Origin of the sequence: Pseudonocardia broussonetiae (assembly GCF_013155125.1) — a bacterium.
In the GTDB taxonomy this organism is placed as follows: domain Bacteria; phylum Actinomycetota; class Actinomycetes; order Mycobacteriales; family Pseudonocardiaceae; genus Pseudonocardia; species Pseudonocardia broussonetiae.
In genome coordinates this window covers 2,282,665-2,304,258 of sequence record NZ_CP053564.1, presented here as the reverse complement: position 1 = coordinate 2,304,258, position 21,594 = coordinate 2,282,665, and the positions used below count along the sequence as shown (strand labels likewise).

Annotated in this window: 22 protein-coding genes; 6 read left to right on the top strand and 16 right to left on the bottom strand. The window is 74.7% G+C overall.

Annotated features, from left to right (window positions below; genetic code table 11):
* Positions 1-12: 12 nt before the first annotated feature.
* The 10 genes from HOP40_RS11405 to HOP40_RS11360 form a co-directional block, all read right to left on the bottom strand.
* Positions 13-318, bottom strand: coding sequence for an adhesin (locus HOP40_RS11405; RefSeq protein WP_172157502.1), 306 nt, complete (start codon positions 316-318; stop codon positions 13-15).
* A 61-nt stretch (positions 319-379) separates the two neighbouring features.
* Positions 380-1,207 (bottom strand): aldo/keto reductase, encoded by an 828-nt coding sequence (locus HOP40_RS11400; RefSeq protein WP_172157500.1) that lies wholly within the window; start codon positions 1,205-1,207, stop codon positions 380-382.
* Positions 1,208-1,222: 15 nt separating this feature from the next.
* The gene (locus tag HOP40_RS11395; protein ID WP_172157498.1) at positions 1,223-2,065 is read right to left on the bottom strand and encodes a patatin-like phospholipase family protein; all 843 of its coding nucleotides are present in this window, start codon (positions 2,063-2,065) and stop codon (positions 1,223-1,225) included.
* On the bottom strand, positions 2,062-5,094 hold the full coding sequence (locus HOP40_RS11390) for an FAD-binding and (Fe-S)-binding domain-containing protein (protein WP_172157496.1): 3,033 nt from the start codon (positions 5,092-5,094) through the stop codon (positions 2,062-2,064). Before HOP40_RS11390 ends, HOP40_RS11395 begins: the two co-directional genes overlap by 4 nt.
* On the bottom strand, positions 5,036-5,563 hold the full coding sequence (locus HOP40_RS11385) for an FmdB family zinc ribbon protein (protein WP_172157494.1): 528 nt from the start codon (positions 5,561-5,563) through the stop codon (positions 5,036-5,038). The genes HOP40_RS11390 and HOP40_RS11385 overlap by 59 nt, the downstream gene beginning before the upstream one ends.
* Before the next feature lie 64 nt (positions 5,564-5,627).
* Positions 5,628-6,911: a hydroxyacid-oxoacid transhydrogenase gene (locus HOP40_RS11380; protein WP_172157492.1), complete on the bottom strand. Its 1,284-nt coding sequence runs from the start codon at positions 6,909-6,911 to the stop codon at positions 5,628-5,630.
* A gap of 34 nt (positions 6,912-6,945) precedes the next feature.
* Positions 6,946-7,758, bottom strand: a complete 813-nt coding sequence (locus tag HOP40_RS11375; protein WP_172157490.1) for an N-acyl homoserine lactonase family protein — start codon at positions 7,756-7,758, stop codon at positions 6,946-6,948.
* 72 nt (positions 7,759-7,830) lie between these two features.
* Positions 7,831-8,541, bottom strand: coding sequence for a GntR family transcriptional regulator (locus HOP40_RS11370; protein ID WP_172157488.1), 711 nt, complete (start codon positions 8,539-8,541; stop codon positions 7,831-7,833).
* A gap of 2 nt (positions 8,542-8,543) precedes the next feature.
* Positions 8,544-9,662, bottom strand: a complete 1,119-nt coding sequence (locus tag HOP40_RS11365; RefSeq protein ID WP_205347158.1) for a TerD family protein — start codon at positions 9,660-9,662, stop codon at positions 8,544-8,546.
* Positions 9,663-9,686: 24 nt separating this feature from the next.
* On the bottom strand, positions 9,687-10,298 hold the full coding sequence (locus tag HOP40_RS11360) for a hypothetical protein (RefSeq protein WP_172157486.1): 612 nt from the start codon (positions 10,296-10,298) through the stop codon (positions 9,687-9,689).
* A gap of 137 nt (positions 10,299-10,435) precedes the next feature.
* Here HOP40_RS11360 and HOP40_RS11355 point away from each other — a divergent pair, with 137 nt between their 5' ends.
* Positions 10,436-11,344, top strand: coding sequence for a 1,4-dihydroxy-2-naphthoyl-CoA synthase (locus tag HOP40_RS11355; RefSeq protein ID WP_172157484.1), 909 nt, complete (start codon positions 10,436-10,438; stop codon positions 11,342-11,344).
* Positions 11,345-11,361: 17 nt separating this feature from the next.
* Here the strand turns inward: HOP40_RS11355 and HOP40_RS11350 are convergent, their stop codons facing one another.
* Entirely contained in the window at positions 11,362-11,556 is a 195-nt protein-coding gene (locus tag HOP40_RS11350; protein WP_172157482.1) for a hypothetical protein, read from the bottom strand.
* A gap of 153 nt (positions 11,557-11,709) precedes the next feature.
* Between HOP40_RS11350 and menE the strand changes: the two genes are divergently transcribed.
* From menE to HOP40_RS11335, 3 genes are all read left to right on the top strand, one after another.
* Positions 11,710-12,825: an o-succinylbenzoate--CoA ligase gene (menE, locus tag HOP40_RS11345; protein ID WP_172157480.1), complete on the top strand. Its 1,116-nt coding sequence runs from the start codon at positions 11,710-11,712 to the stop codon at positions 12,823-12,825.
* A gap of 134 nt (positions 12,826-12,959) precedes the next feature.
* Entirely contained in the window at positions 12,960-14,504 is a 1,545-nt protein-coding gene (locus tag HOP40_RS11340; RefSeq protein WP_172157478.1) for a hypothetical protein, read from the top strand.
* A gap of 129 nt (positions 14,505-14,633) precedes the next feature.
* A complete protein-coding gene (locus HOP40_RS11335; protein ID WP_172157476.1) occupies positions 14,634-15,515 on the top strand; it encodes a 1,4-dihydroxy-2-naphthoate polyprenyltransferase in 882 nt (293 codons plus the stop codon).
* A gap of 39 nt (positions 15,516-15,554) precedes the next feature.
* Here HOP40_RS11335 and HOP40_RS11330 read toward each other — a convergent pair whose 3' ends face one another.
* Complete coding sequence (locus tag HOP40_RS11330; RefSeq protein ID WP_172157474.1) at positions 15,555-15,824, bottom strand: DUF4229 domain-containing protein; 270 nt, start codon at positions 15,822-15,824, stop codon at positions 15,555-15,557.
* A gap of 139 nt (positions 15,825-15,963) precedes the next feature.
* On the opposite strand from HOP40_RS11330, the gene HOP40_RS11325 reads away from it, so the two are divergent.
* Positions 15,964-16,182, top strand: coding sequence for a BldC family transcriptional regulator (locus HOP40_RS11325; RefSeq protein WP_172157472.1), 219 nt, complete (start codon positions 15,964-15,966; stop codon positions 16,180-16,182).
* A gap of 70 nt (positions 16,183-16,252) precedes the next feature.
* Positions 16,253-16,465, top strand: coding sequence for a hypothetical protein (locus tag HOP40_RS11320; RefSeq protein ID WP_172157470.1), 213 nt, complete (start codon positions 16,253-16,255; stop codon positions 16,463-16,465).
* A 45-nt stretch (positions 16,466-16,510) separates the two neighbouring features.
* Here HOP40_RS11320 and HOP40_RS11315 read toward each other — a convergent pair whose 3' ends face one another.
* From HOP40_RS11315 to HOP40_RS11300, 4 genes are all read right to left on the bottom strand, one after another.
* The gene (locus HOP40_RS11315; protein WP_205347157.1) at positions 16,511-18,127 is read right to left on the bottom strand and encodes a MinD/ParA family ATP-binding protein; all 1,617 of its coding nucleotides are present in this window, start codon (positions 18,125-18,127) and stop codon (positions 16,511-16,513) included.
* 120 nt (positions 18,128-18,247) lie between these two features.
* Positions 18,248-19,159 (bottom strand): c-type cytochrome biogenesis protein CcsB, encoded by a 912-nt coding sequence (gene ccsB, locus HOP40_RS11310; RefSeq protein ID WP_172157468.1) that lies wholly within the window; start codon positions 19,157-19,159, stop codon positions 18,248-18,250.
* The gene (resB, locus tag HOP40_RS11305) at positions 19,159-20,664 is read right to left on the bottom strand and encodes a cytochrome c biogenesis protein ResB (protein WP_172168219.1); all 1,506 of its coding nucleotides are present in this window, start codon (positions 20,662-20,664) and stop codon (positions 19,159-19,161) included. The genes ccsB and resB overlap by 1 nt, the downstream gene beginning before the upstream one ends.
* A 93-nt stretch (positions 20,665-20,757) precedes the next feature.
* Positions 20,758-21,534, bottom strand: coding sequence for a cytochrome c biogenesis CcdA family protein (locus tag HOP40_RS11300; RefSeq protein WP_172157466.1), 777 nt, complete (start codon positions 21,532-21,534; stop codon positions 20,758-20,760).
* Between the last annotated feature and the right edge of the window lie 60 nt (positions 21,535-21,594).

Here is a 21,594-nt window from a genome sequence, read left to right as displayed (position 1 = left end):
TGCCGGAGGACGTCAGGCGTCCGGCTGCTGCTGCGGTCCGATGGCGAACCGCAGCTCCTGCTCGCCGTCGGCACCCGCCACGGGCTGGACGTCGAGCACCTTGTCGTCGAGGACCTGCGCCGCGACCGGCTCCAGGAACACCGCGACGCCGTCCCCCGACAGCACGACGTCGTCGGCGGACGGCTGCCCCGCGAGGGACAGCTCGAGGCCCTGGTCCGGGCTCGGTGCAGCGATGCGCAGGCCGCCCCCGTCGGGCAGCTCGGCGTCGGTGGTCAGCGACTTGATGGCTTCGGCCGCGATGTCGGTGATTGCCAGCATGGGCGTCGACGGTAGGGGCGGCCGGCCCGTCCCGCAGGGCGGAGCCGGCCCGGGAGCCCGCTCAGCCGAACGAGTCGGGGTCCGGGCCCATGCGCTCGCCGGTGTCGAGCTCGCTGATCGTCGCCATGTCGGCGGGGGCCAGCTCGAAGTCGAACACCTCGATGTTCTCCCTGATGCGGGACGGTGTGACCGACTTGGGGAACACGATGTTGCCGAGCTCGACGTGCCACCGCAGGACGAGCTGCGCGGGGGTCTTGCCGTACTTCTGACCGAGGGAGACGAGACGCTCGTCACTCAGCAGGTCGCCGCCCTGCCCGATCGGGCTCCACGCCTCCGTCGCGATGCCGTGCTCGCGGTGGTAGGCGCGCAGCTCCTCCTGCGGGAGGCGGGGGTGCAGCTCGATCTGGTTGACCGCGGGCACGGTGCCGGTCTCGGCGGCGAGGCGCTCCAGGTGCGGGATCTGGAAGTTGGAGACGCCGATCGCGCGCGTCCGCCCGTCGGAGGCGAGCTTCTCGAAGCCCTTCCACGTCTCGACGTACCGGTCCTCCGACGGCCGCGGCCAGTGGATGAGGAACAGGTCGAGGTGGTCGAGCCCGAGCCGCTCCAGGCTCTCGCCGAGCGCGGCGACGGCCTCGTCGTGGCCGTGGCGGTCGTTGTCGAGCTTGGTGGTCACGAAGACCTCGTCGCGACGCAGACCGGAGGCGGCGATGGCCTGCCCGACCTCGGTCTCGTTGCGGTACATCTGCGCGGTGTCGACGTGCCGGTAGCCGGCCTCGAACGCCGCACCCAGGGCGGGGCCCACGTCACCGGGGTCGATCTGGAAGACGCCGAACCCGAACTGGGGGATCTCGACGCCGCTGTTGAGCCGGATGCTGGGTACCTGAGCCATGCTCACGAGTACCCGTTATCCGTCCGTCCAGATCGCGGCGATGGCATCGGTCACGTCGGCGGCCTGGGTGCGCCCGGCCCGCGCGGCACCGGCGCGGCGCGCGGGGTCGAGCACGTTGCGCCCGATCGCGGTGACGGCGGCGGGGTCGGGCGAGACCAGCACGACCCGCGACCCGGCCGCCCGCAGCCCCTCCACCTGCGGCGCGACGCCGCCCTGCGGGCCGAGGCCCCGGATGATCGGCGCGAGCACGACGACCCGCTCCGCGCCCGCGGCCAGGTCGGCGTTGACGGGCGAGCGCACGCCGCCGTCGATGTAGCGGGTGCCGCCGGTGGTGACGGGCGGGTAGACGCCGGGCACCGCGCAGCTCGAGGCGACGGCGTGCACGAGCGGCACGCCCGACGTGCGGTCCAGGACGCGGAAGGCACCGTCGTGGGCGTCGACGGCGGTGATCCGCAGCGAGCGCTCCGGCCACTCCTGCACGGGCAGGCGGCCGCCGATCACCGCGAGGCGCTCGGACTCGGGCATCGTCGCCGCGCTCCGCGCGAACCGGCCGATGCGGGCGCGCAGCCGCTGCGGGTCGCGCGGGCCTACCAGCGCCACTCCCAGGGCCAGCAGGGCGCCCTTCCCGATCCCGGCCGCGACCTCGCCCGTCGGGTCGGCGAGCTGGGCGGCGTAGCGCTCCTCGACGTCGACGCCCGTGGCGAGCTGCGCACCCACCACCGACCCCGCCGAGGTGCCGACGACGTCGTCGGCCGCGCGGAGGTCGACGCCGCGCTCGGCGAGCCCGGCCAGCAGGCCGAGCATCCAGGCGATGCCGGTGATCCCGCCGCCGCCCAGGACGAGCGTGCGACCGCTCACGACACGCCGAGCGCGCGGGCGGCGAGCTGGGCGAGGTGCACCGGCTCGCGGGTGCCCGCCTGGCGCAGCTGCGTGCGGCAGGAGAAGCCGTCGGCGAGGACGTCGACGTCGGCGTCCGCGGCGCGCACCGCGGGCAGCAGCACCCGCTCCGCGCACGCCATCGACACGTCGTAGTGGCCCTTCTCGAACCCGAAGTTGCCGGCGAGGCCGCAGCAGCCGGAGTCGAGCACCTCGGCGTCGACGCCGATGGCCGCCATGACCGCGCGGTCGTCGTCGGTACCGAGCTCGGCGTGCTGGTGGCAGTGGACCTGCACCAGCGCCTTGCGGGCCGGCCCGGTGGCCGCGGCGGCCAGCTCGTCGACGTGCTCGCCCAGCACCTCGGCGAACGTCCGGACCCCGGTGGACAGCGCGGCGGCCAGCGGCTCGTCGGGCAACAGCTCCGGGCCGTCGGCGCGCAGCGCGGCGGTGCAGGACGGCTCCAGCCCGACGACGGGCACGCCCGCCGCCAGCCACGGCTCGATCGTGCGCAGGCTGCGGCGCAGCACGCGGCGGGCGGCGTCGACCTGGCCGGTGGAGGTCCAGGTCAGCCCGCAGCAGACGTCGCGGGGCGGGAGCTCGACGGTGTAGCCGAGCCGCTCCAGGACCGCGACGGCGTCGACGGCGATGGCGGGGTCGAAGTGGTTGGTGAACGTGTCGGGCCAGAGCAGGATGCGGCCGCGGCTGCCCGGTCCTCCGTGCAGCAGGGCCACCTCGCTGTCGTCCCGTTGCACAGGGGTGGCCCCGCCGACGCCCGGCAGCCGTCGCCGCACCGGCCCCGGCAGCCCCGCCCGCACCCGCGCCCCCAGGCGCGCACCGGCCCCCGGCCCCACCCCGGTCCGCGTGTACGGGGTGCGCGCGATCGCCGGGATCGCGCGCTCCGGCGTGATCCCGCCCGCCCGCTTGGCCAGGGCCCCGAGCGGGCTGCGGGCCGCGGCGTTGAGGACGTCGACGACGCCCGCCGGCAGCTTCCCGACGATCCGCATCCAGCGCGGCAGCGCGCCCATCGAGTAGTGCGACGCCGGGCGCACCTTGCCCTGGTAGCGCTGCGCCAGGAACTCCGTCTTGTACGCCGCCATGTCGACGCCGACGGGGCAGTCGCGCTTGCAGCCCTTGCAGGACAGGCACAGGTCGAGCGCGTCGTCGACCTCGGTGGAGTCCCAGCCGCCCTTGATCACCTCGCCGTTGGCCATCTCGAACAGCAGCCGCGCGCGGCCCCGCGTGGAGTGCATCTCCTCGCCGGTGGCGCGGTAGCTCGGGCACATCACGCCGCCCGACTCCGTGACGCACTTGCCGACGCCCAGGCACCGGCGGGTGGCGCGCCCGAACGAGCCGCGGTCGTGGGCGAACGCGAGCATCGGGGCGTCGACCATCGTCGGCATCCCGACGAAGATCCGCAGGTCCTCGTCCATCTTCTTCGGGCGCACGACCGAGCCGGGGTTCATCCGGTCGTCGGGGTCCCAGATGCCCTTGAACTCCTCGAACGCCGCGATGATCTCCGGCGGGTACATCCGCGGGAGCAGCTCGGCGCGGGCCGTACCGTCGCCGTGCTCGCCCGAGAGCGAGCCCCCGTGCGCGACCACGAGGTCGGCGCCCTCCTCCATGAAGCCGCGGAAGTTCGCGATCCCCTCGCGGGTGAGCAGGTCGAAGTCGATCCGGACGTGCAGGCAGCCGTCGCCGAAGTGGCCGTAGTAGGCGCCGCGGCGCCCGTGCTTCGTCAGCAGCGCGTCGAACTCGCGCAGGTACGCGCCGAACCTCTCCGGCGGCACCGCGGCGTCCTCCCAGCCCGGCCAGGCCTCGCCGCCGTCGGGCGAGCGGGTGAGGATGCCGGCGCCGTCCTCGCGGATGCGCCACAGCGCCTTCATCTGCCCCGGGTCGCTCACGACGAGCGCGTGCGGGGTGAAGGGCTTCATGGCGACGACGACGGCGTCCGCGGCGGCCTCGGCCTCCGCGCGCGTCGCGCCGCCGGTCTCGACGTAGAGCCAGCCGCCGCCCTCGGGCAGCGCGCGCGACGCCGTCTCCAGCGGGTTGGCCGCGCGCAGCGCCGCGATGAGGCCGGCGTCCATGCCCTCGATCGTCAGCGGCCCGAGCTCGCGGATCGGCATGACGTGGTCGGCGGCGGTGTAGGCGTCGGGGAAGCCGAGGACGGCCAGCGCGCGGAAGGCGGGCGACTCGACGAGCCGCACCGTGGCGCCCAGCACCGTGGCGCACGTGCCCTCGGTACCGACGAGCGCCTTCGCGAGGTCGAACCCGTTCTCCGGGAGGAGCTGGTCGAGGTTGTAGCCCGACACGCGCCGCGTCAGGTCGGGGAACGACGTGCGCACCTGCTCGCCGAGCCGGTCGGCGAGCGCCGCGAGCTGCGCGGGGATCCCGGCGCCGTGCTCGCCGCGCCCGAGCTCGAGGCGCTGCCCGCGGTAGGTGAGGACGTCGAGCGCGTGCACGTTGTCGACGGTCTTGCCCCACGCCACCGAGTGCGAGCCGCAGGCGTTGTTGCCGATCATCCCGCCGAGCGTGCAGCGGTTGTGCGTCGACGGGTCGGGCCCGAACGTGAGGCCGTGCGGGCGCGCGGCGTCGCGGAGCTTGTCGAGGACGACGCCGGGCTGCACGCGGGCGGTGCGCGCCTCCGGGTCGATCGACTCGATCCGGTTGAGGTGCGAGGCGAAGTCCAGCACCACGGCCGCGTTGACCGCCTGCCCCGCGATCGACGTGCCCGCGCCGCGCGGCAGCACGGGCACGTCGTGCGCGGAGCACACGGAGACGGCGGCCTCGACGTCGTCGACGTCCACCGGGGTGACCACCCCGATCGGGACGCGCCGGTAGTTCGAGGCGTCCGCGGAGTACATCGCGCGGTGGGCCGGGTCGAACCGGACGGGGCCGCGCACGGCCCGGCTCAGCGCGGCGGAGAGGTCGTCGACGTCGGAACTGCTCACGGGCTCAGTCTGAGCCGCCCGCCGGGGAAGCACCCGTCGACCCCGTCGTGGGCTTCGTCGCATGCCCGTGCCCGTGCCCGTGGCCGCCGTGGCCGTGGCCGTGACCGGTGCTCGGCGGGGCCGCCGGGGTGGCGTCCTCCGCGGCCGGCCGGGGCGTCGTGCCGTGCCCCGCCGCCCCGCCCAGGGGCACGTCGCCGGCCCGCAGCGGGGCCGCGTGGTAGCGGCCCTCGTGCGCGATGATCGGCCGCTGGTCGCCCGCGATCTCGGGGTGCTTCGCCTCGACCTGCTGGCGCTTGTCCCACTGGCGCCGCAGCTTCGTCACGTACTCGCGGTCGCCGTTGTAGGTGCCCCTCCAGGTCTGGGGCATCTGCTCCTTGGTCAGGCCGGCGCTCGCCTGACCGCCGAGGCTGAACCCCGCGGGGATCTTGCGGGTGGCACCGCCGCACTCCGGGCAGCCGGGGGCGGCGGCGTCGAACGAGGCCAGGTACTCGAACCGGTACCCGCACTCGCACTTGAAGACGTAGATCGGCACTGCGGCACCTCCGGTGCTCGTGAGCGGGAACCGTGGCCAGGGCCACGGTTCCCGCTCACGGGGGCTACCAGTTCTCGATGGACCGGGTCAGGATCCCGGCGATGTCGTCCTCGGTCGGCGTCTTCGGGCACGTCGCCAGCAGGCGGGCCTGCTTCATCGTGCCGGGGACGAGGTCCGGGACGTCCGCCTCGGTGTAGCCGACGCCGCCGATCCCGTTGGGGATCCCGATGTCGCGCATCAGCGAGACGAGCACCGACGGGAGCTGCTCCGACGGGGTGGAGTGCTTGTCGGCCCGCGGGTCCATCATCTCCGCGGCCTTCAGGTGCCGCTCGGGAGCGGACTCGAAGGAGAAGCGGAACGCCTCGGGCGCGGTCAGCGACACCGACTGGCCGTGCGGCACCATCGGCTCGTCCTGCGGGTAGCCCGCCGGGCGGTAGTCCTTGACCATGCCCGCGATCGGGTAGGCGTTGGCGTGCGGGATGTGCACGCCGGAGTTGCCGAACCCCATGCCCGCGAACGTCGCGGCCATCATCATGTTCGAGCGGTCCTCCAGCGAGCCCTCGTGCACCGAGCCGCGGAACGACTGCGCGATGAGCGACATCGCCTTCTCGCACCACAGGTCCGACACCGGGTTCGACCCGCAGTAGGTGACGCGCTCCTCGGGCTTCTTGCGGTCGAACGTCGTGTAGTAGCGCGCGGTGTAGCTCTCCACCGCGTGGCACACGATGTCCATGCCCGACGCCGCGCTCACCTCGGGGCTCAGCGTCATCGTCAGCAGCGGGTCGATGACGGCCAGGGTCGGGCGCAGCCGCCAGTGGCTGATCCCGGTCTTGACCTTCATCGACAGGATGTCCAGCACGCACATGGCGGTGGACTCCGACCCGGTGCCCGCCGTCGTCGGCACCGCGATCAGCGGCTTGAGCTGCCCGGGCGGGGTCTTGGCCGCGCCGATCGGCTTGTTGATGTAGTCCATCAGCTCGCCGGGGTGGCTGGTCAGCAGGTTGATCGCCTTGGCGGTGTCGATCGCCGACCCGCCGCCGACGGCCACGAAGCCGTCCCAGTCGCCCTGCGCGCGGGCGTACTCGACGGCCTTGTTCATCGAGTCGTCGGTGGGCTCGACGTGCACGCCGTCGAAGATCTCCGACGAGATCTCGTAGCGCGCCAGCGTGTCGGCGATGCGCTGCGGGATGCCCAGCGCGCTGACGCCGGGGTCGGTGACGATCAGGACCCGCTTGACGCCGTAGCCCGACATCTCGAAGCCGATCTCGTCCGACGCACCCGCGCCGAACTTCAGCGGGGGCGCCCCCCAGGTGAAGATCGTCTCTTCCTTGAGTTCGATGCCTGTCATGATCTCGCCTCCGCGGGAAGAAGTACGTCGGCGGTCACGTGTACGAGCCCTCCGGCGCCACGCGCAGCTGGTGGATCTGCTCGGCGTCGTGGCCGAACACCATCGTCGCGTTCGTCTTCTCCTGGATGCCGCGCAGCTTCTCGACGGACTTGTAGAAGTCCTCGAGGTTGTTGACGATCGCGGCCGGCGTGGCGGGCGGGCCGAAGCTCTCGCCCATGTAGACGGCGTCGGAGGTGAAGATCATCGTGCCGGTGTCGGGGAGGTCCACCTGCATCGACATCGTGCCGACGGTGTGGCCGGGGGTCTCGATGAGCGTGATGCCGGGGAGGAACTCCGTGTCGCCGGAGACGGTCTGGAAGTCCAGTCCCTCGTAGTCGGCCTTGAGGTGCGCGCCGTTGAAGGGGCCCTCGAAGTTGAACGCGAAGTCCTTCTCGCGCTCGTGGCAGACCAGCTTCGCGTTGGTCTTCTTGAACATCTGCGCGTTGCCGGCGTGGTCGAAGTGCAGGTGCGACAGGATCACGTAGTCGATCTCGTCGAGGCCGACGCCCAGCTGGGTGAGCCGCGCGTCGAGGTACTCGTCGTCGGACACCTTGTCGTAGGGGAAGAAGTCCTGCAGCCCGGTGGGGGCCCAGCGGTCCTCCCAGTCACTCGGACAGCTGGTGTCCCAGAGGACCTTGCCCTCGTCGGTCTCCACCAGCACGCAGTGCGTGGGGACGTCGACCCAGGGGGCGGGCCCGTCCTTGTGGTTCCGGTCGGTGATGGACTTGCCGGGCTTGAGCAGGAGCCAGGTGAGGTCTGCGGACATCGCCCCGCAGGGGATGACGGTGACCTTGTTCGCTGTGGCCATGGGGATCCTCTCGCCGTCGAGCGACGCGCTCGGACGCGCCTGTGCGCACCGTGACATGTGACATGCCACTCGTCAATCCGTGCGCACGCGTCCATCGGTCCACACGAGGTCGATCTCCAGCGAGCCCACCGGTTCCCCGCTCTCCTGGGCGATGAGGAGCTCGGCGGTGTGCAGCACGTGGGCCCGCATCGCGGCGGCCGCGCCGTCGGCGTCGGCGGCCTCGATGCGCTCCAGCACGACCAGGTGCTCCGCGACGATCTCGTGCAGCGACCGCGACGACCGCGCCGTCGACACGCCGCGGCGCAGCACCGTGTCGCGCAGCCCGTCGACGTAGTGCGCCAGGCGCGTGTTGCCCGAGGCCTGCAGCAGCGCGCGGTGGAAGTGCCGGTCGTGCTCCCACAGCGCGAAGTCGTCGTCGGCGTCGGCGGCGCGCTCCATCGCCCGGAAGATGCGCCGCAGCTCCCGGCGCCCGGCCGCGTCGAGCAGCTCGCAGGCCCGGCGCGTCGCTGGCACCTCCAGCAGCAGCCGCAGCGCGAAGACCTCCTCGAGGTCGTGCAGCGAGGTCTGCAGCACCCGCACGCCGCGGTTGCGCTCGAACCGCACCATCCCGAGCTGCGCCAGCTTGATCAGCGCCTCGCGGACCGGGGTGCGCGAGACGCCGAGCTGCGTCGCCAGCGCCTGCACCGAGTGCAGCGACCCGGGCGCGAGCTCCCCGGAGATGACGGCGGCGCGCAGCGCACCGAGCACGCGCGCGTCCATCCCGTCGGAGCGGACCTGCTCCACGGCTAGTCCAGGCCCCGGAGCAGCTGCTCGGCGGGCCCGTACATCGCGCGGACGGTCTTGCCGTCGTGGAACTCGCCGATCGCGGTCATCGTCCACGCGGCACCCGCCCGGCGCAGCACGCTCATGATCACGCCCGTGTGCGGCTGGGAGTCGGTCAGCTCGAAGCGGACGAGCTCGGCGCGGGTGTCCAGGTCGATCAACCGGCAGTACGCGCGGCTGACCTCGGTGAACCGCTGCCCCTGGAACGAGTTGACGACGAACACGATCGCCTGCGCGTCGTCCGGGAGCTTCGCGAGGTCGACCTCGATCGTCTCGTCGTCGCCCTCGCCGTGGCCGGTCAGGTTGTCGCCCGAGTGCTCCAGCGCGCCCTTGAACGCGCTCTTGGACATGAACCACACCGAGTCGGTCTTCTTGCCGCGGCTGCCGATCACGATCGCCGACGCGTCCAGGTCGATGCTGCGCCCGCCCTGCGCCGGGTCCCAGCCCAGCCCCATGGCGACGCGGCGCAGCGGCGGCGCGCCGGTCTTGGTCAGCGACACCGTCTGCCGCTTGGCCAGCGACACCTTGCCCTTGTCGAGGTTGACGACGGACGGCGCCTGCGGCACAGGTGCCGCCTGCTGCTCCACGGGGGCCGGCTCGTCGTCGACCGAGATGCCGTAGTCGGTCGCGATCCCGCCCAGCCCGTTGGCGTAGCCCTGGCCGACCGCGCGGACCTTCCACTGCGCGCCCCGCCGGTAGATCTCGACGCACAGCAGCGCCGTCTCCGCGCCGAGGCCGTCGGGGGTGAACGTCACGACCGGCGTGCCGGCGACGGCCACGTCCATCCGCAGCCCGCCGAGCGCACCGAACGTCGCGGGGCCGCGGCCGTCGAGGCTCGCGGTGACGACCACCGTCTCGATGGCGTCCTCGACCGCGCCCGGGTCGACGTCGACGCCGTCGGGGTTGTAGCGCACGCCCGGCGCCTGCGGCTGGTTGTAGAACACGAAGTCCGCGTCGCCGCGCACCTTGCCGGTGGCCGCGACGAGCAGCGCGGAGATGTCGACGGGGGCGGCGGCCGTGACGCGCACCGAGACGGGACCGGGAGGGAGCGGCGCGTTGGCGCCCTTGGGCAGGGTCTGCACGACCGCGATCCTGCCAGTCCGGGCTCAGGCCGGGGAGGAGTGCGCGGCGGCGGCCGGTGCCGCGGCAGCCGCCAGCAACCCGCAGCCGACCCCGATCGCCAGCACCGCGAGGCCGCCGGTCGGCCAGTAGACGTGCCCGTGCAGGAAGGTCGCCGCGCCGCCGAGCAGGACCACCGCGCCGGGCAGCGCGCCCCGCCCGTGCCGGCGCACCAGCAGGACCCCGGTGAGCACCGCGGCCGCGAGGAACGCCCACGAGCCGACCATCCCGAGGTCGTTGCCCAGCGCCCGCAGGTCGAGCGCCTCCTGGCTGCCGCCCTGCGCGCGGTCGACGAGGTACCCGGCGGCGATCCCGGCCAGCACGTCGAGCGCGGTGTAGAAGGCGGCGTAGACGTACGCGGCCACCCGCGCCGCCCACGCCAGCGGCCCGCGCTCGCCGCGCAGCAGCACCCACAGCGCGACGGCCAGCAGCGGGAACAGCGGCAGCAGGACGACGTGCAGCTGCCACCACAGCGGCGCCGTCGACGGGGCGAGCGCGCGGGGGTGGAGCAGCCCGGCCGCGGCGACCAGGATCCCGGGGGCGGCCACGGCCGCGACCAGCCCGGCCCGGCCCCGGGTGCTGGTCACCACGTCGGTCACGACCCCAGCCTCGCAGACCGGCCGCCACCCCGCGCGGCCGTGCACACCCGGTGGCCGCGGTGCACGGCTCCCGGCGTGTGCACGCCGACGGCACGGTGTGCACGGACTCCGCGCACGCGATCCGTAAGGTGCGGGCCGTGCCCGAACAGGTCTCCGAGACGTTCGACCCCTCCGCGTGGCGCCCGGTGGAGGGGTTCGACTTCGTCGACATCACCTACCACCGCGCCGTCGACACCGGAGCCGTGCGCATCGCGTTCGACCGGCCCGAGGTGCGCAACGCGTTCCGCCCCGGCACCGTCGACGAGCTCTACCGCGCACTCGACCACGCCCGCCAGAGCCCGGACGTCGGCTGCGTCCTGCTCACCGGCAACGGCCCGGCGCCCAAGGACGGGGTGTGGGCGTTCTGCTCGGGCGGCGACCAGCGCATCCGCGGCCGCACCGGCTACCAGTACGCGGACGGGGACACGGCCGACACGGTCCAGGCCGGGCGCGCCGGGCGCCTGCACATCCTCGAGTGCCAGCGGCTGATCCGGTTCATGCCCAAGGTCGTGATCGCGGTCGTCAACGGGTGGGCGGCCGGCGGCGGGCACTCGCTGCACGCGGTGGCCGACCTGACGCTCGCCAGCGCCGAGCACGCCCGCTTCAAGCAGACCGACGCCGACGTGGGCAGCTTCGACGGCGGCTACGGCTCGGCGTACCTGGCCAAGCAGGTGGGGCAGAAGTTCGCCCGCGAGATCTTCTTCCTGGGCCGCACCTACTCCGCCGCCGACGCGCACCGCATGGGCGCGGTCAACGCGGTCGTGCCGCACGCGGAGCTGGAGGCGACGGCGCTGCAGTGGGCGAAGGAGGTCAACGGGAAGTCGCCGACGGCGCAGCGGATGCTCAAGTACGCCTTCAACCTCACCGACGACGGGCTGGTCGGCCAGCAGCTGTTCGCCGGCGAGGCCACGCGGCTGGCCTACATGACCGACGAGGCCGTCGAGGGCCGCGACGCGTTCCTGCAGAAGCGCGACCCCGACTGGGCCGCGTACCCCTGGCACTACTGATCTCCCGGCGGCGGGCCTCAGGCCACCCCGCGCACCATCCGCCCGCCGGCGCAGCCCAGCCCGTGCCGCTGGTAGGCGGGCTGGCGCCGCAGGGTGGTCCGCTGCCCGCCCGCGGCGCCGGCCCGGATCGCCGCACCCACGAGGAGAGCGAGCGGCACGGACAGCGCCATCCACGCCGTCACCCCGGCCGCGGCCCAGCTCATGATCTCCATGCCTGCTTATCGGGCCCGTGAGCTGCGGTGTTGCGTCCCGTCCGCGTGAGCGGGCTCCCCGTGTGGGTGGCGCGATCGGCACGGACCGTCACGGTCCCGGGCGGCGGGTGCCCCGATCGGGCCCCGGCCACGGCCACGGTGTGGACTCGGGGCATGCGGACGCTCGCCCTCGACGGCTCCCCCGGGTCCGTCCACGCCCTGACCGCGGCCCTCGCGGACGCGCTCGACGGCGGCCCCGCGGTCCTGCCGCACACGGGGCCCGCGCCCGTCGGGGAGCCCCCGCCCGGCACCGCCGTCGTCATCGCGACCTCGGGGTCCACCGGCGAGCCCAAGCTGGTCGCGCTGTCGGCGACCGCGCTGCGGGCGTCCGCCGGGGCGACGGCCACCCGGCTCGGCGGGCCGGCGCGCTGGCTGCTCGCGCTGCCGGCCGAGCACGTCGCCGGGGTCCAGGTGGTCGTGCGCGCGCTGCTGGCCGGGGCGCCGCCGGTGGTGCAGGACCTGCGCGGCGGCTTCCGCCCCGACGACTTCGCCGCCGCCACCGCGCTGCTCCCTCCCGGCCCGCGGCACACCAGCCTCGTGCCGACGCAGCTCCTGCGCGTCCTCGACGCCGGCGGCGCCGCGCTCGACGCGCTGCGCGGCTACCGCGCGGTGCTCGTCGGCGGGGCCGCGCTGGACGCCGGGCTGCGCCGCCGCGCGCTCGACGCGGACGTCGCCGTCGTCACCACCTACGGGATGAGCGAGACGGCGGGCGGCTGCGTCTACGACGGCGTGCCGCTCGACGGCGTCACCGTCGACCTGGAGGACGACGGCCGCATCGTGCTGGGCGGCCCGACGCTCGCCACCGGGTACGTCGGCGGGCCCGCCTTCGACGGGCGGTTCCGCACCGGCGACCTCGGACGCCTGCGCGACGGCCGGCTCGAGGTGCTCGGCCGCGCCGACGACGTGATCGTCACGGGCGGGGAGAAGGTGGCGCCCGCGGCCGTCGAGCGGGTGCTCGCCGCGCAGCCGGGCGTGCGGGACGTGTGCGTCGTGGGGGTGCCCGACCCGCGGTGGGGACAGGTCGTCGCGGCCGCCGTGGTGCCCGGCCCGGACCGCCCCGACGACGACCGGCTCCGCGACGCCGTGCGCGCCGAGCTCGGGAGGGCCGCGGTGCCGCGCCGGATCGTCGACGTCCTGGAGATCCCGGTCCGGGGAATCGGCAAGCCCGATCGTGCGGCCGTGTCCCTCCTCGTCACGGTGACACCGGGGCCCGTCCACCCGAGCGGGTGACGGGGAGCGCCATCAGTTCGGTGCGCTCACTCTCAGTTGATTGACCACTACTCCTCCGTCCGGTCTGCTGCGCCATCAGAAGCAACACCAGCACCAGCAGTCACAGACACCACACGGGAGTTCTCAGCATGCGGATGAGGTTGCGCACCGCCACCCTGCTGGCCGTCGTCGGCGCGCTCGCGCTCGGCACGGCAGCGCCGGCGGCGGCCGCCGAGGCCGTCCCGGCGTCGGTGTGGAGCCCCGACCTGGTCGCCGGCGAGAGCGCGGGGGTCGTCGTCGACGGCGGCACCGCGCGGCTCGACCACGCCGGCACCCACCTGCTCCCGGCCGACTCCGACGGCACGCCGGTCCCGACCGGCCTGCTGACGCTGCCGACGCACGCGCTCGGGATGCGCACCGACCGCGTGGAGACCGCCGTCGACGGCGACCTGCCCGAGGGCAGCACCGCCGCCGTCGACGTCCGCGGGCGCCGCGCGTCGGGCGGCTGGACCGAGTGGGTCCCCACGACCGGCACCACGCCCACCACCGGCACGGCGACCCTGCCCGAGCCCACGTCGGAGGTGCAGACCCGCCTCGTCCTCACCGGCGACCCCGCCGCGGAGCCCGCCGTCCGCGGCGTCACGGTCACCGCGCACCCCGCCGCGGCGCGCACCGAGGCCGTCGTCGAGACCGCGACCCTCAACTACCGCGTCTTCGCCACCCGCGAGGGCCTGGCCGGCGGCACCACGGCCAACGGGCACGTGATCGCCGAGCGCGACCACTTCGTCGCCCTGCCCTCGCGCCGCGCGCTCGCCCCGCGGAACACCAGCGACTACTCGGTCAAGGTGTGCGCCCCCAACGGCCGCTGCGCGTTCGCGCCGGTGTGGGACGTGGGCCCCTGGAACACCCGCGACGACTACTGGAACCCCTCCGACCAGCGCCAGGAGTGGAAGGACCTCCCGCAGGGCGTGCCGCAGGCCCAGGCCGCGCACACCGACGGCTACAACGGCGGCCGCGACCAGTACGGCCGCACGCCCTCCAACCCCGCCGGCATCGACCTCGGCGACGGCCTGTTCTGGGACGCGCTGGGCCTGACCGACAACGCGTGGGTCAGCGTCGACTACCTGTGGACCGGCTCGGTCCGCCTGTCGCTGGTGAGCTCGGAGTCCCCGGTCGACGTCCTCGCGGCGCCCGACGCGGCCGCCGAGGTCGTGGGCGTGGCCGCCGAGCGCGCGGCCGTGCCGGTGGAGTGCGCGACGACGTCGGGCTCGGACCGGTGGCTGCGGATCGGCGCCGACCAGTACATCGGGGCGCAGGACGTCAGCGACGCCGACGACGTCGCCGCCTGCACCGCCGACACCCCCACCGCCGCACCGGCGCAGTCCGGCGCCGCGGCGGCCACCGACCTCGGGATCACGGGCCCGACCGACACGGCCTCCCCGACGGACGCCGCCACTGCGACCGGCGCGCCCACCCCGACCGACGCACCTGCCCCGACCGACGCATTCTCCCCGACCGACGCACCCTCCCCGGCCCCCGCGATCGTCCCGACCGACGTCCCCGGCCCGTCGGACGCCCCCGGCCCGACCGGCACCCCCGGCCCGGCCCCCGAGGGCGCCCCGGCGGTGGTCGAGGGTGCGGCGAGCGCGGAGCGCGGCAGCTCGGCCGGCGCGACGGCGACGCCCGCGACCCCCTCCTGACCCGCTCCCCTGTTGCAGGAAGGCCACCTTGCTGACGATTCCCGTGAGCAAGGTGGCCTTCCTGCAACTCCCGAGCCGCCGCCACTCCCGGCCGGACCGCGCTCCCGGGCCGCCGGATAGCGTTCCCCCGTGGCCACGCTGAGCGAGTGGGTGCAGGGCGCCCGCCCCCGCACCCTGCCGACCGCCGTCTCCCCGGTCCTGGTCGGCACCGGGGTCGCCGTGGGGGCCGGCACCGTCGCCCCCGGGCGGGCGCTGCTGGCGCTGCTCGTCGCCGTCGCCCTGGTCGTCGGCGTCAACTACGCCAACGACTACTCCGACGGCATCCGCGGCACCGACGACGACCGTGTCGGCCCGCTGCGCCTCGTCGGCTCGAAGCTCGCCGCGGCCACCACCGTCCGCGCCGTGGCGTTCGGCTGCTTCGCCGTGGCCGGCCTGGCCGGGCTGACGCTGGTCTCGCTGTCGCGGCAGTGGTGGCTGATCGCGGTGGGCGCGCTGTGCATCGCGGGCGCCTGGTTCTACACCGGCGGCTCCCGCCCCTACGGCTACGCGGGCCTCGGCGAGGTCGCCGTGTTCGTGTTCTTCGGGCCGGTCGCCGTGCTCGGCACCGTGCTCACGCAGAGCGGCCCGCCCAACCCGCTGGCCGTGGTCGGTGCGGTCGGGGTCGGACTGCTCGCCTGCGCCGTGCTCGTGGCCAACAACCTGCGCGACATCCCGACCGACACCGTCGCCGGCAAGCGCACGCTGGCCGTCGTGCTGGGCGACACCGACACCCGCCGGCTCTACGTCGCGCTGGTGGCGATCCCGTTCCTGCTGTCCGCGCTGGCCGGGCTGCGGGGCTGGCCGATGCTGCTCGCGCTGCTGGCCCTGCCGCTCGCGGTGCCGCCGGCGCGCCAGGTCCTCGGCGGTGCCGACGGGCGCGCGCTCGTCCGCGTGCTGGGCGCCACCGGGGTGCTCCTGCTCGCGTGGTCGGTGCTCACGGCGGTGGGCGCGGCCGTCACCGCGCTCGTCTAGCCCGGACCCGTCCGGGCCCCGGGCTCGACGTCCCTGCGCTCACTCCCCGCGCAGCCGCGACCGCAGCGCCTCGCGCTCCACCGACCGCCTGCGCGAGGACTCCGCCAGCGCCGCGTCCAGCCGCGAGCGCAGCCCGCGGAACAGCACCATCGACAGCGGCAGCGCGACGATCAGCGCGACGAGCACGGAGACGACGACCGGCACCCCCGCGAGCACCAGCAGCACGGCGACGAGGGCGACGAGCCCGAGCCGCGCGAGCGCGTAGAGCCCGACGGTGGGCAGGAGGCCCGGGGCCGAGGGAGACGTCATGGCTCCAGCGTACGACCCGCCCGGGACGGTCGACACTCGTCCGTTTCGTCCTTTAGGCGCCCTTTACCTCCGGACAACCGTTCGAGTACCCGGGGTCCCGAGTGTCACGATGGACCAGGACACCACCTGGAGGCGCACCATGGCAGCACCCTCGAGCAGCGACGAGCGGCTCCTCACGCCCGGCGAGGTCGCCGGGCTCTTCCGCGTCGACCCCAAGACGGTCACGCGCTGGGCGTCCGCGGGCCGCATCGGCTCCATCCGCACCCCCGGCGGGCACCGCCGCTTCCGCGAGTCCGAGGTCCGCGGCCTGCTCGCCGACCTCACCAGCGAGGCCACGCTGCCGCCCGCGCACGGCTGAGCGCTCGGCCGCACGGGTTCACCCCGACGTAGCACCACCTCCGCTAACCTCGACGGCGGAGGTGGTGCACATGCTGTTTCTCATCGCGTTCGTCGGCGCGGCGATCATCGCTCTGGTGCTCTGGAAGGCGATGGGCACCGCGAACGGTGACGCCCTCCCGCAGGGCGAGCGTCCCGCTCCCGGCCCGGCCCGCCCGCGCGTGAGCGGCCCGGACGACGATCCCGACTTCCTGCGTCAGCTCGACGAGCGCGTCAAGCGCCGGGACGAGCCGCCGGCCGGCTGACCGGCGCCCCCCGAGGAGAGTCCCCGAGGAGAGCCCCGACAGGAGTCACGAGCCGCTGCTGTGGGCCGACGCGAACGCGTCGGCCACGGCCGCGGCCAGTTCCAGCAGCGCCAGCCTCGTGGCCGGCTCCAGCCGGTCCAGATCGACCTCCGCCCCCTCCTGCAGGTGCGCGTCGAAGGGGATCCGCACGACCGCGCGGCACCGGGCCGCGAAGTGCTCCGCCACCCGGTCCAGGTCGACGCCGCCCGACGAGCGGCTCACGCTGTTCACCACGGCCACCGCGTTGCGCACGAGGTCGCCGTGGCCGTGCGCGTCGAGCCAGTCCATCGTGGCCGACGCGCTGCGCGCCCCGTCGATCGAGCTCGACGACACGATGATCAGCTGGTCGGCCACGCCCAGCACGCCGTACATGGCCGAGTGCATGAGTCCGGTGCCGCAGTCGGTGAGCACGATGTTGTAGAAGTGCTCGAGCAGGTTGACCGTGCGCCGGTAGTCGTCCTCGCTGAACGCCTCCGACACCGCCGGGTCCTGCTCGCTGGCCAGCACCTCGAGCCGCGACGCGCCCTGCGAGGTGTAGGCCCGCACGTCGGTGTAGCGGCGGACGCGCTGGGCGTCGCGCAGCAGGTTGCGCACGGTGGCGCTGGTCTCCAGCGGGATCTTCTGGCTCAGCGTGCCGCGGTCGGGGTTGGCGTCGACGGCCACCACGCGGTCGCCGCGCAGCGACGCGAACGTGGCGCCCAGCGTGGCCGTCATCGTGGTCTTGCCGACGCCGCCCTTGAGGCTGAGCACGCCGATCTTGTAGCAGCCCAGCAGCGGCTGGTTGATGCGCACGGTGAGCTCGCGGCGCCGCACGTCGGCCGGGCTCTCCCCCGGGTTGAACAGGCGCCCGGACAGCACGTAGACGAGCCGGCGCCAGCCCGACTGCGGCGGCCGCTTGGTCGGGCGCAGCAGCCGCGCCGACGACAGGTCGGGCTGCCCGGGGTTGCGCGCCTGCTGGGCCTCCTGGGCGGCGACGGCGCCCGGGTCGGTCCAGCGCGGGGCGCCGCGCGGCGGGGTGCGCGGACCGGGGTCGGCGGGCGCGGACCCGTTGACCGACGGGGCGGGCACCGGGGCGGACGCGGGCGGCACCGATCCCGACGGCACGGCTCCCGACGGTACGGATCCCGACGGCCCGGATCCCGACGGCACCGATCCCGACGGCACGGATCCCGACGGCCCGGCGCCGAACGGGGGCCGCGGCGGGCGCGGGGGCGGCGGGCCCGCCGCGCGCTCCGGGGCGGGGTGCGGGTCGGCCGTGCGGGGGTCCGGCACGTCGGGTGCGCGACGCGGCGGGGCGTCGGTGGGGGCGGCCGGGGCGCGGTGCGCGGCGGCCCGGCCGCGCTCGGCCCAGGCGTCGACGTCGTCGTGCCCGCTCAGCTCGTCGAGCCGGCTCGACGGCGCCGGGGGCGGCGCGGACGGCCGCAGCGGCAGCGACGCGTCACCCGCGGGCGCCTCCCCACCGGGCTCCGGCGCCGGCTCCTCCGCGGGCTCCGGGTGCCGCACCGGCGCCACGTAGGGCCTCGTCTTGCGGGGGGTCGGGGCGGCGCCCCACTGCTCGCGGACATAGCGGCCCACCGAGCCGTCGGGGTAGTCCCCGTCGCCCTCGGAATCACGCTCCGTCATCAACGCTTCCCGTCGAACCCGTCGTACCGACCGTTGAACCCTGTCACGGACGCCGACGGTAGTCGCGTCGTCGCCCGTGGTCGAGGCGCGTACGGGTGGCCCTCGCCTCGTCCCGTCCGCTCAGCCCAGACCCGCGTAGGAGTGCAGGCCCGCCACCACCATGTTGATGAAGAAGAGGTTGAAGAGCACGGTCGCGAAGCCGGCCACGTTGATCCAGGCCGCGCGGGCCGCGCGCCACCCGGCGGTGGCCCGGGCGTGCAGGTAGGCCGCGTAGATCACCCAGGAGACGAACGCGACGGTCTCCTTGGGGTCCCAGCCCCAGAACCGGCCCCAGGCCGCCTCGGCCCAGATCGCGCCCGCGATGACCGCGAACGTGAACAGCGGGAAGGCGATGATCGTGGTGCGGTAGGCGAGGCGGTCGAGCACGTCCGACGACGGCAGCCGCTCGGCCAGGCGCCCGCCCAGGCGGCCCGAGCCGCGCAGCAGGAACAGGATGCTCGCGACGCCGGGCACCAGCAGCAGGCCCGACGAGATCGTGATCGTCGTGACGTGGATGACGAGCCAGTAGGACTGCAGCGCGGGCACGACGGGCGCGGCCTGCGCGTAGAGCACGGTGCCGGCCAGGAACAGCAGGACGACGACGGGCAGCAGCACGAACGGCCCGACGGCCCGCGTGACGGGCGAGCGGCGCAGCATCACCAGCCAGCCGACGACCGCGGCCAGGCAGATCGCGGACGTGAACTCGTACATGTTGCCCAGCGGCCACCGCTCGGCCGCGACGCCGCGCGTGACGATCGAGCCGAGGTGCAGCAGCGCGCCCAGCACCGTGAGCGAGACGGCCATGCGGGCGAAGCGCTCGCCGCGCGGGCGGGCCTCCTCGACGGGCCGCCCGTCGCCGTCCGGACCGCCGGCGCCGACCAGCACGGGCTTCGCCGAGCGGGCGGCCGCGAACTCGGCGGCGTGCAGCACCATCGCCAGCACGTACACACCGACGGCGGCCATGAACAGGCGGTCGCTGTAGAGGGCGAGCATCAGGCGTCCTTCTCCACTTCGGTTCGCAGCAGGTCCGCCCGCAGGCGGTCGAACTCCTCGCCGTACCCGGCGCGGTCGGTGCGGGCGAGCCCACCGAGCTCCACCACGGTACGGCCGGGCCCGTCGGACGGGGTGAGCCTGGCCCAGAAGCGGCGGCGCCGCACCCCGAGCGAGGCCGCGAGGCCGACCAGCATCGTGACGGCGAAGACCAGCACCCACACCTGGCCCGGGTCGTGGCTGATCTGCAGGTTGACCCACTTGCGCACGCCGTCGAAGCGCACCGTCGTGCCGTCGTCGAGGGTGAGGCTCTGGCCGGGCACGAGGTTCTGGCGCGCCACCCGGACGAGCTCGCCCGACTCCACCTGCCTCTGGTCGACCTCGAAGATCGACTGCCCGCGCCCGTCGTCGAGGCCGAGGTCGCCGCGCAGCACGTCGATCGCGACCTCGGGGTCGCGCAGGTCGGGGAACACCGAGGTGACGATGTCGCCGCCGGACGTGGTGGGCGCGAGCAGCCCGGTGATCGCGAGCTGGCCGGTGCGCCGCTGCTCGTCGTCGGTGACGCCCGGCGGCTCGAACTTGGTGGCGCCCTCCGACAGCAGCGTCGCCTGGTCGACCGGGCGCCACTGGACGTCGCCGGTGCGCGCGTCGCCGTTGGGGAAGGTCACGGTGAACACCGGCGCGTAGCCGTTGCCGAGCAGGTAGACCCGCGCGCCGTCGGTGCGCAGCGGGTTGTTGACCGCGAGCGGGAACGAGCGCCACGCGTCGGCGGAGCCGGAGGCGAGGTCGTCGCCGGTCTGGTAGCCCAGGGCGGCGTCGTACCGGTCGGGCTGGCCGGTGGGCAGGTAGGTGGCCGTGAAGTCGTCGACGCGGACGCAGAACGGCGCGAGGTCGGTGCCGTCGACGAGCGTGCCGGCGCGGAACGAGTCGTAGCCCAGGATGCCGGTGTTGCAGAACTCGCCGCCGCCCGCGGGCACGATGACCTGGCCCTCGTAGCCGAACAGCTTGCCGGCGGCGAACCCGACCAGCAGCCCCACCAGCGACAGGTGGAACAGCAGGTTGCCGATCTCGCGGGAGTAGCCCTTCTCCGCCGAGAAGGTGCGGCTCCCGCCCTCCTCGCGCTCGGCGACGCGCCAGCCGCGCAGCCCGGCGCGCACGCGGTCGGCCGCGGCGTCGAGGTCGTCGTCGAGGACGCCCTCGCCGTGGTGCGGCAGCCGGGCGAGGTTGCGCGGGACGGCGACGGGCCGGGCGCGCAGGGCGTGCAGGTCGTCGACCGTGCGGGGCAGGACGCAGCCGATCAGCGAGATCATCAGCAGCAGGTAGATCGCCGCGAACCACGGCGCGGCGAACACGTCGAACGCCGAGACGCGGTCGAGCAGCGGGGCCAGCGCCGGGTGGTCGGTGAAGTACTGGTCGACGAGGCGCTGGTTGAGCGAGCGCTGCGGCAGCAGGGCGCCGGGCAGGGCGGCGAGCGCGAGCAGGAACAGCAGGACCAGCGCGGTGCGCATCGAGGTGAGCGCGCGCCAGCCGTTGCGCAGCACGAGCCACCCCGGCGGCGGCGTGCGCGGCGGGACGGCGCGGACGGGCGCGTCGGTGACCACTCAGATCACCGGGGTGAAGCCGGCGACGGAGACCTGCAGCTGCGCGAGCAGCCCGCCCCACAGCCCGGACACGAGCAGGACGCCGACGGCCACCATCAGCACGCCGCCGCCGATCTGGATGGAGCGCGTGTGGCGGCGCAGCCAGCCCAGCGCGGTGACCGCGCGCGAGGCCCCCAGTGCGATGACGACGAACGGCAGCCCGAGCCCCGCGCAGTAGGCGAGCGTGAGGACGACGCCGCGCAGCGAGCCGCCGCCTGTGCCCGCCGCGACCGCGACGACGCCGGCCAGCGTCGGGCCGATGCAGGGCACCCAGCCGAGACCGAACACCGCGCCCAGCAGCGGGGCGCCCCACAGCCCGGCGCGCGGCACCCAGTGCACCCGCCGCTCGTTCTGCAGCACCGGGATCAGCCCGACGAACGCCAGCCCCATCGCGATCATGACGACGCCGCCCGCGCGCTGCAGCAGCGCCTCGTTGGCGACGAGCGTGTCGGCGAGCCAGACGACCCCGGTGAGGATCGCGCCGAAGACCACCGTGAACCCCAGGACGAACAGCCCCGCCGCGCCCGCGACGCGCCACTTCCCGCTGCGCCGATGCTGCGCCTGCTCCGCCGTGGCGGGCGGGGCCTCGGCGCCGACCAGGCCGGCGAGGTAGGCGAGGTAGCCCGGGACCAGCGGCACGACGCACGGCGACGCGAAGCTCACGGCGCCCGCCAGCACGGCCACGGCTGCCGCTACCAGCAGCGGGCCGGAGACCGCGAGGGTGGTCGAGGGATCCATCGGGCACCAGGGTAGGCCGGTGCACCCCGCCCCCGCGCGCCGGGTTCTACGTCGTGTAGT

Excerpts from the sequence above, each read along its gene's own strand:
- HOP40_RS11330 (WP_172157474.1), bottom strand. The coding sequence starts at position 15,824 with ATGACGTCTCCCTCGGCCCCGGGCCTCCTGCCCACCGTCGGGCTCTAC.
- HOP40_RS11325 (WP_172157472.1), top strand. The coding sequence starts at position 15,964 with ATGGCAGCACCCTCGAGCAGCGACGAGCGGCTCCTCACGCCCGGCGAG.
- HOP40_RS11380 (WP_172157492.1), bottom strand. The coding sequence starts at position 6,911 with ATGACAGGCATCGAACTCAAGGAAGAGACGATCTTCACCTGGGGGGCG.
- HOP40_RS11405 (WP_172157502.1), bottom strand. The coding sequence starts at position 318 with ATGCTGGCAATCACCGACATCGCGGCCGAAGCCATCAAGTCGCTGACC.
- HOP40_RS11300 (WP_172157466.1), bottom strand. The coding sequence starts at position 21,534 with ATGGATCCCTCGACCACCCTCGCGGTCTCCGGCCCGCTGCTGGTAGCG.
- HOP40_RS11375 (WP_172157490.1), bottom strand. The coding sequence starts at position 7,758 with ATGGCCACAGCGAACAAGGTCACCGTCATCCCCTGCGGGGCGATGTCC.
- ccsB (WP_172157468.1), bottom strand. The coding sequence starts at position 19,159 with ATGCTCGCCCTCTACAGCGACCGCCTGTTCATGGCCGCCGTCGGTGTG.
- HOP40_RS11350 (WP_172157482.1), bottom strand. The coding sequence starts at position 11,556 with ATGGAGATCATGAGCTGGGCCGCGGCCGGGGTGACGGCGTGGATGGCG.
- HOP40_RS11400 (WP_172157500.1), bottom strand. The coding sequence starts at position 1,207 with ATGGCTCAGGTACCCAGCATCCGGCTCAACAGCGGCGTCGAGATCCCC.
- resB (WP_172168219.1), bottom strand. The coding sequence starts at position 20,664 with ATGCGCACCGCGCTGGTCCTGCTGTTCCTGCTCGCGCTCGCCGCCCTG.
- menE (WP_172157480.1), top strand. The coding sequence starts at position 11,710 with ATGCGGACGCTCGCCCTCGACGGCTCCCCCGGGTCCGTCCACGCCCTG.
- HOP40_RS11320 (WP_172157470.1), top strand. The coding sequence starts at position 16,253 with ATGCTGTTTCTCATCGCGTTCGTCGGCGCGGCGATCATCGCTCTGGTG.
- HOP40_RS11340 (WP_172157478.1), top strand. The coding sequence starts at position 12,960 with ATGAGGTTGCGCACCGCCACCCTGCTGGCCGTCGTCGGCGCGCTCGCG.
- HOP40_RS11390 (WP_172157496.1), bottom strand. The coding sequence starts at position 5,094 with ATGCGACGAAGCCCACGACGGGGTCGACGGGTGCTTCCCCGGCGGGCG.
- HOP40_RS11315 (WP_205347157.1), bottom strand. The coding sequence starts at position 18,127 with ATGACGGAGCGTGATTCCGAGGGCGACGGGGACTACCCCGACGGCTCG.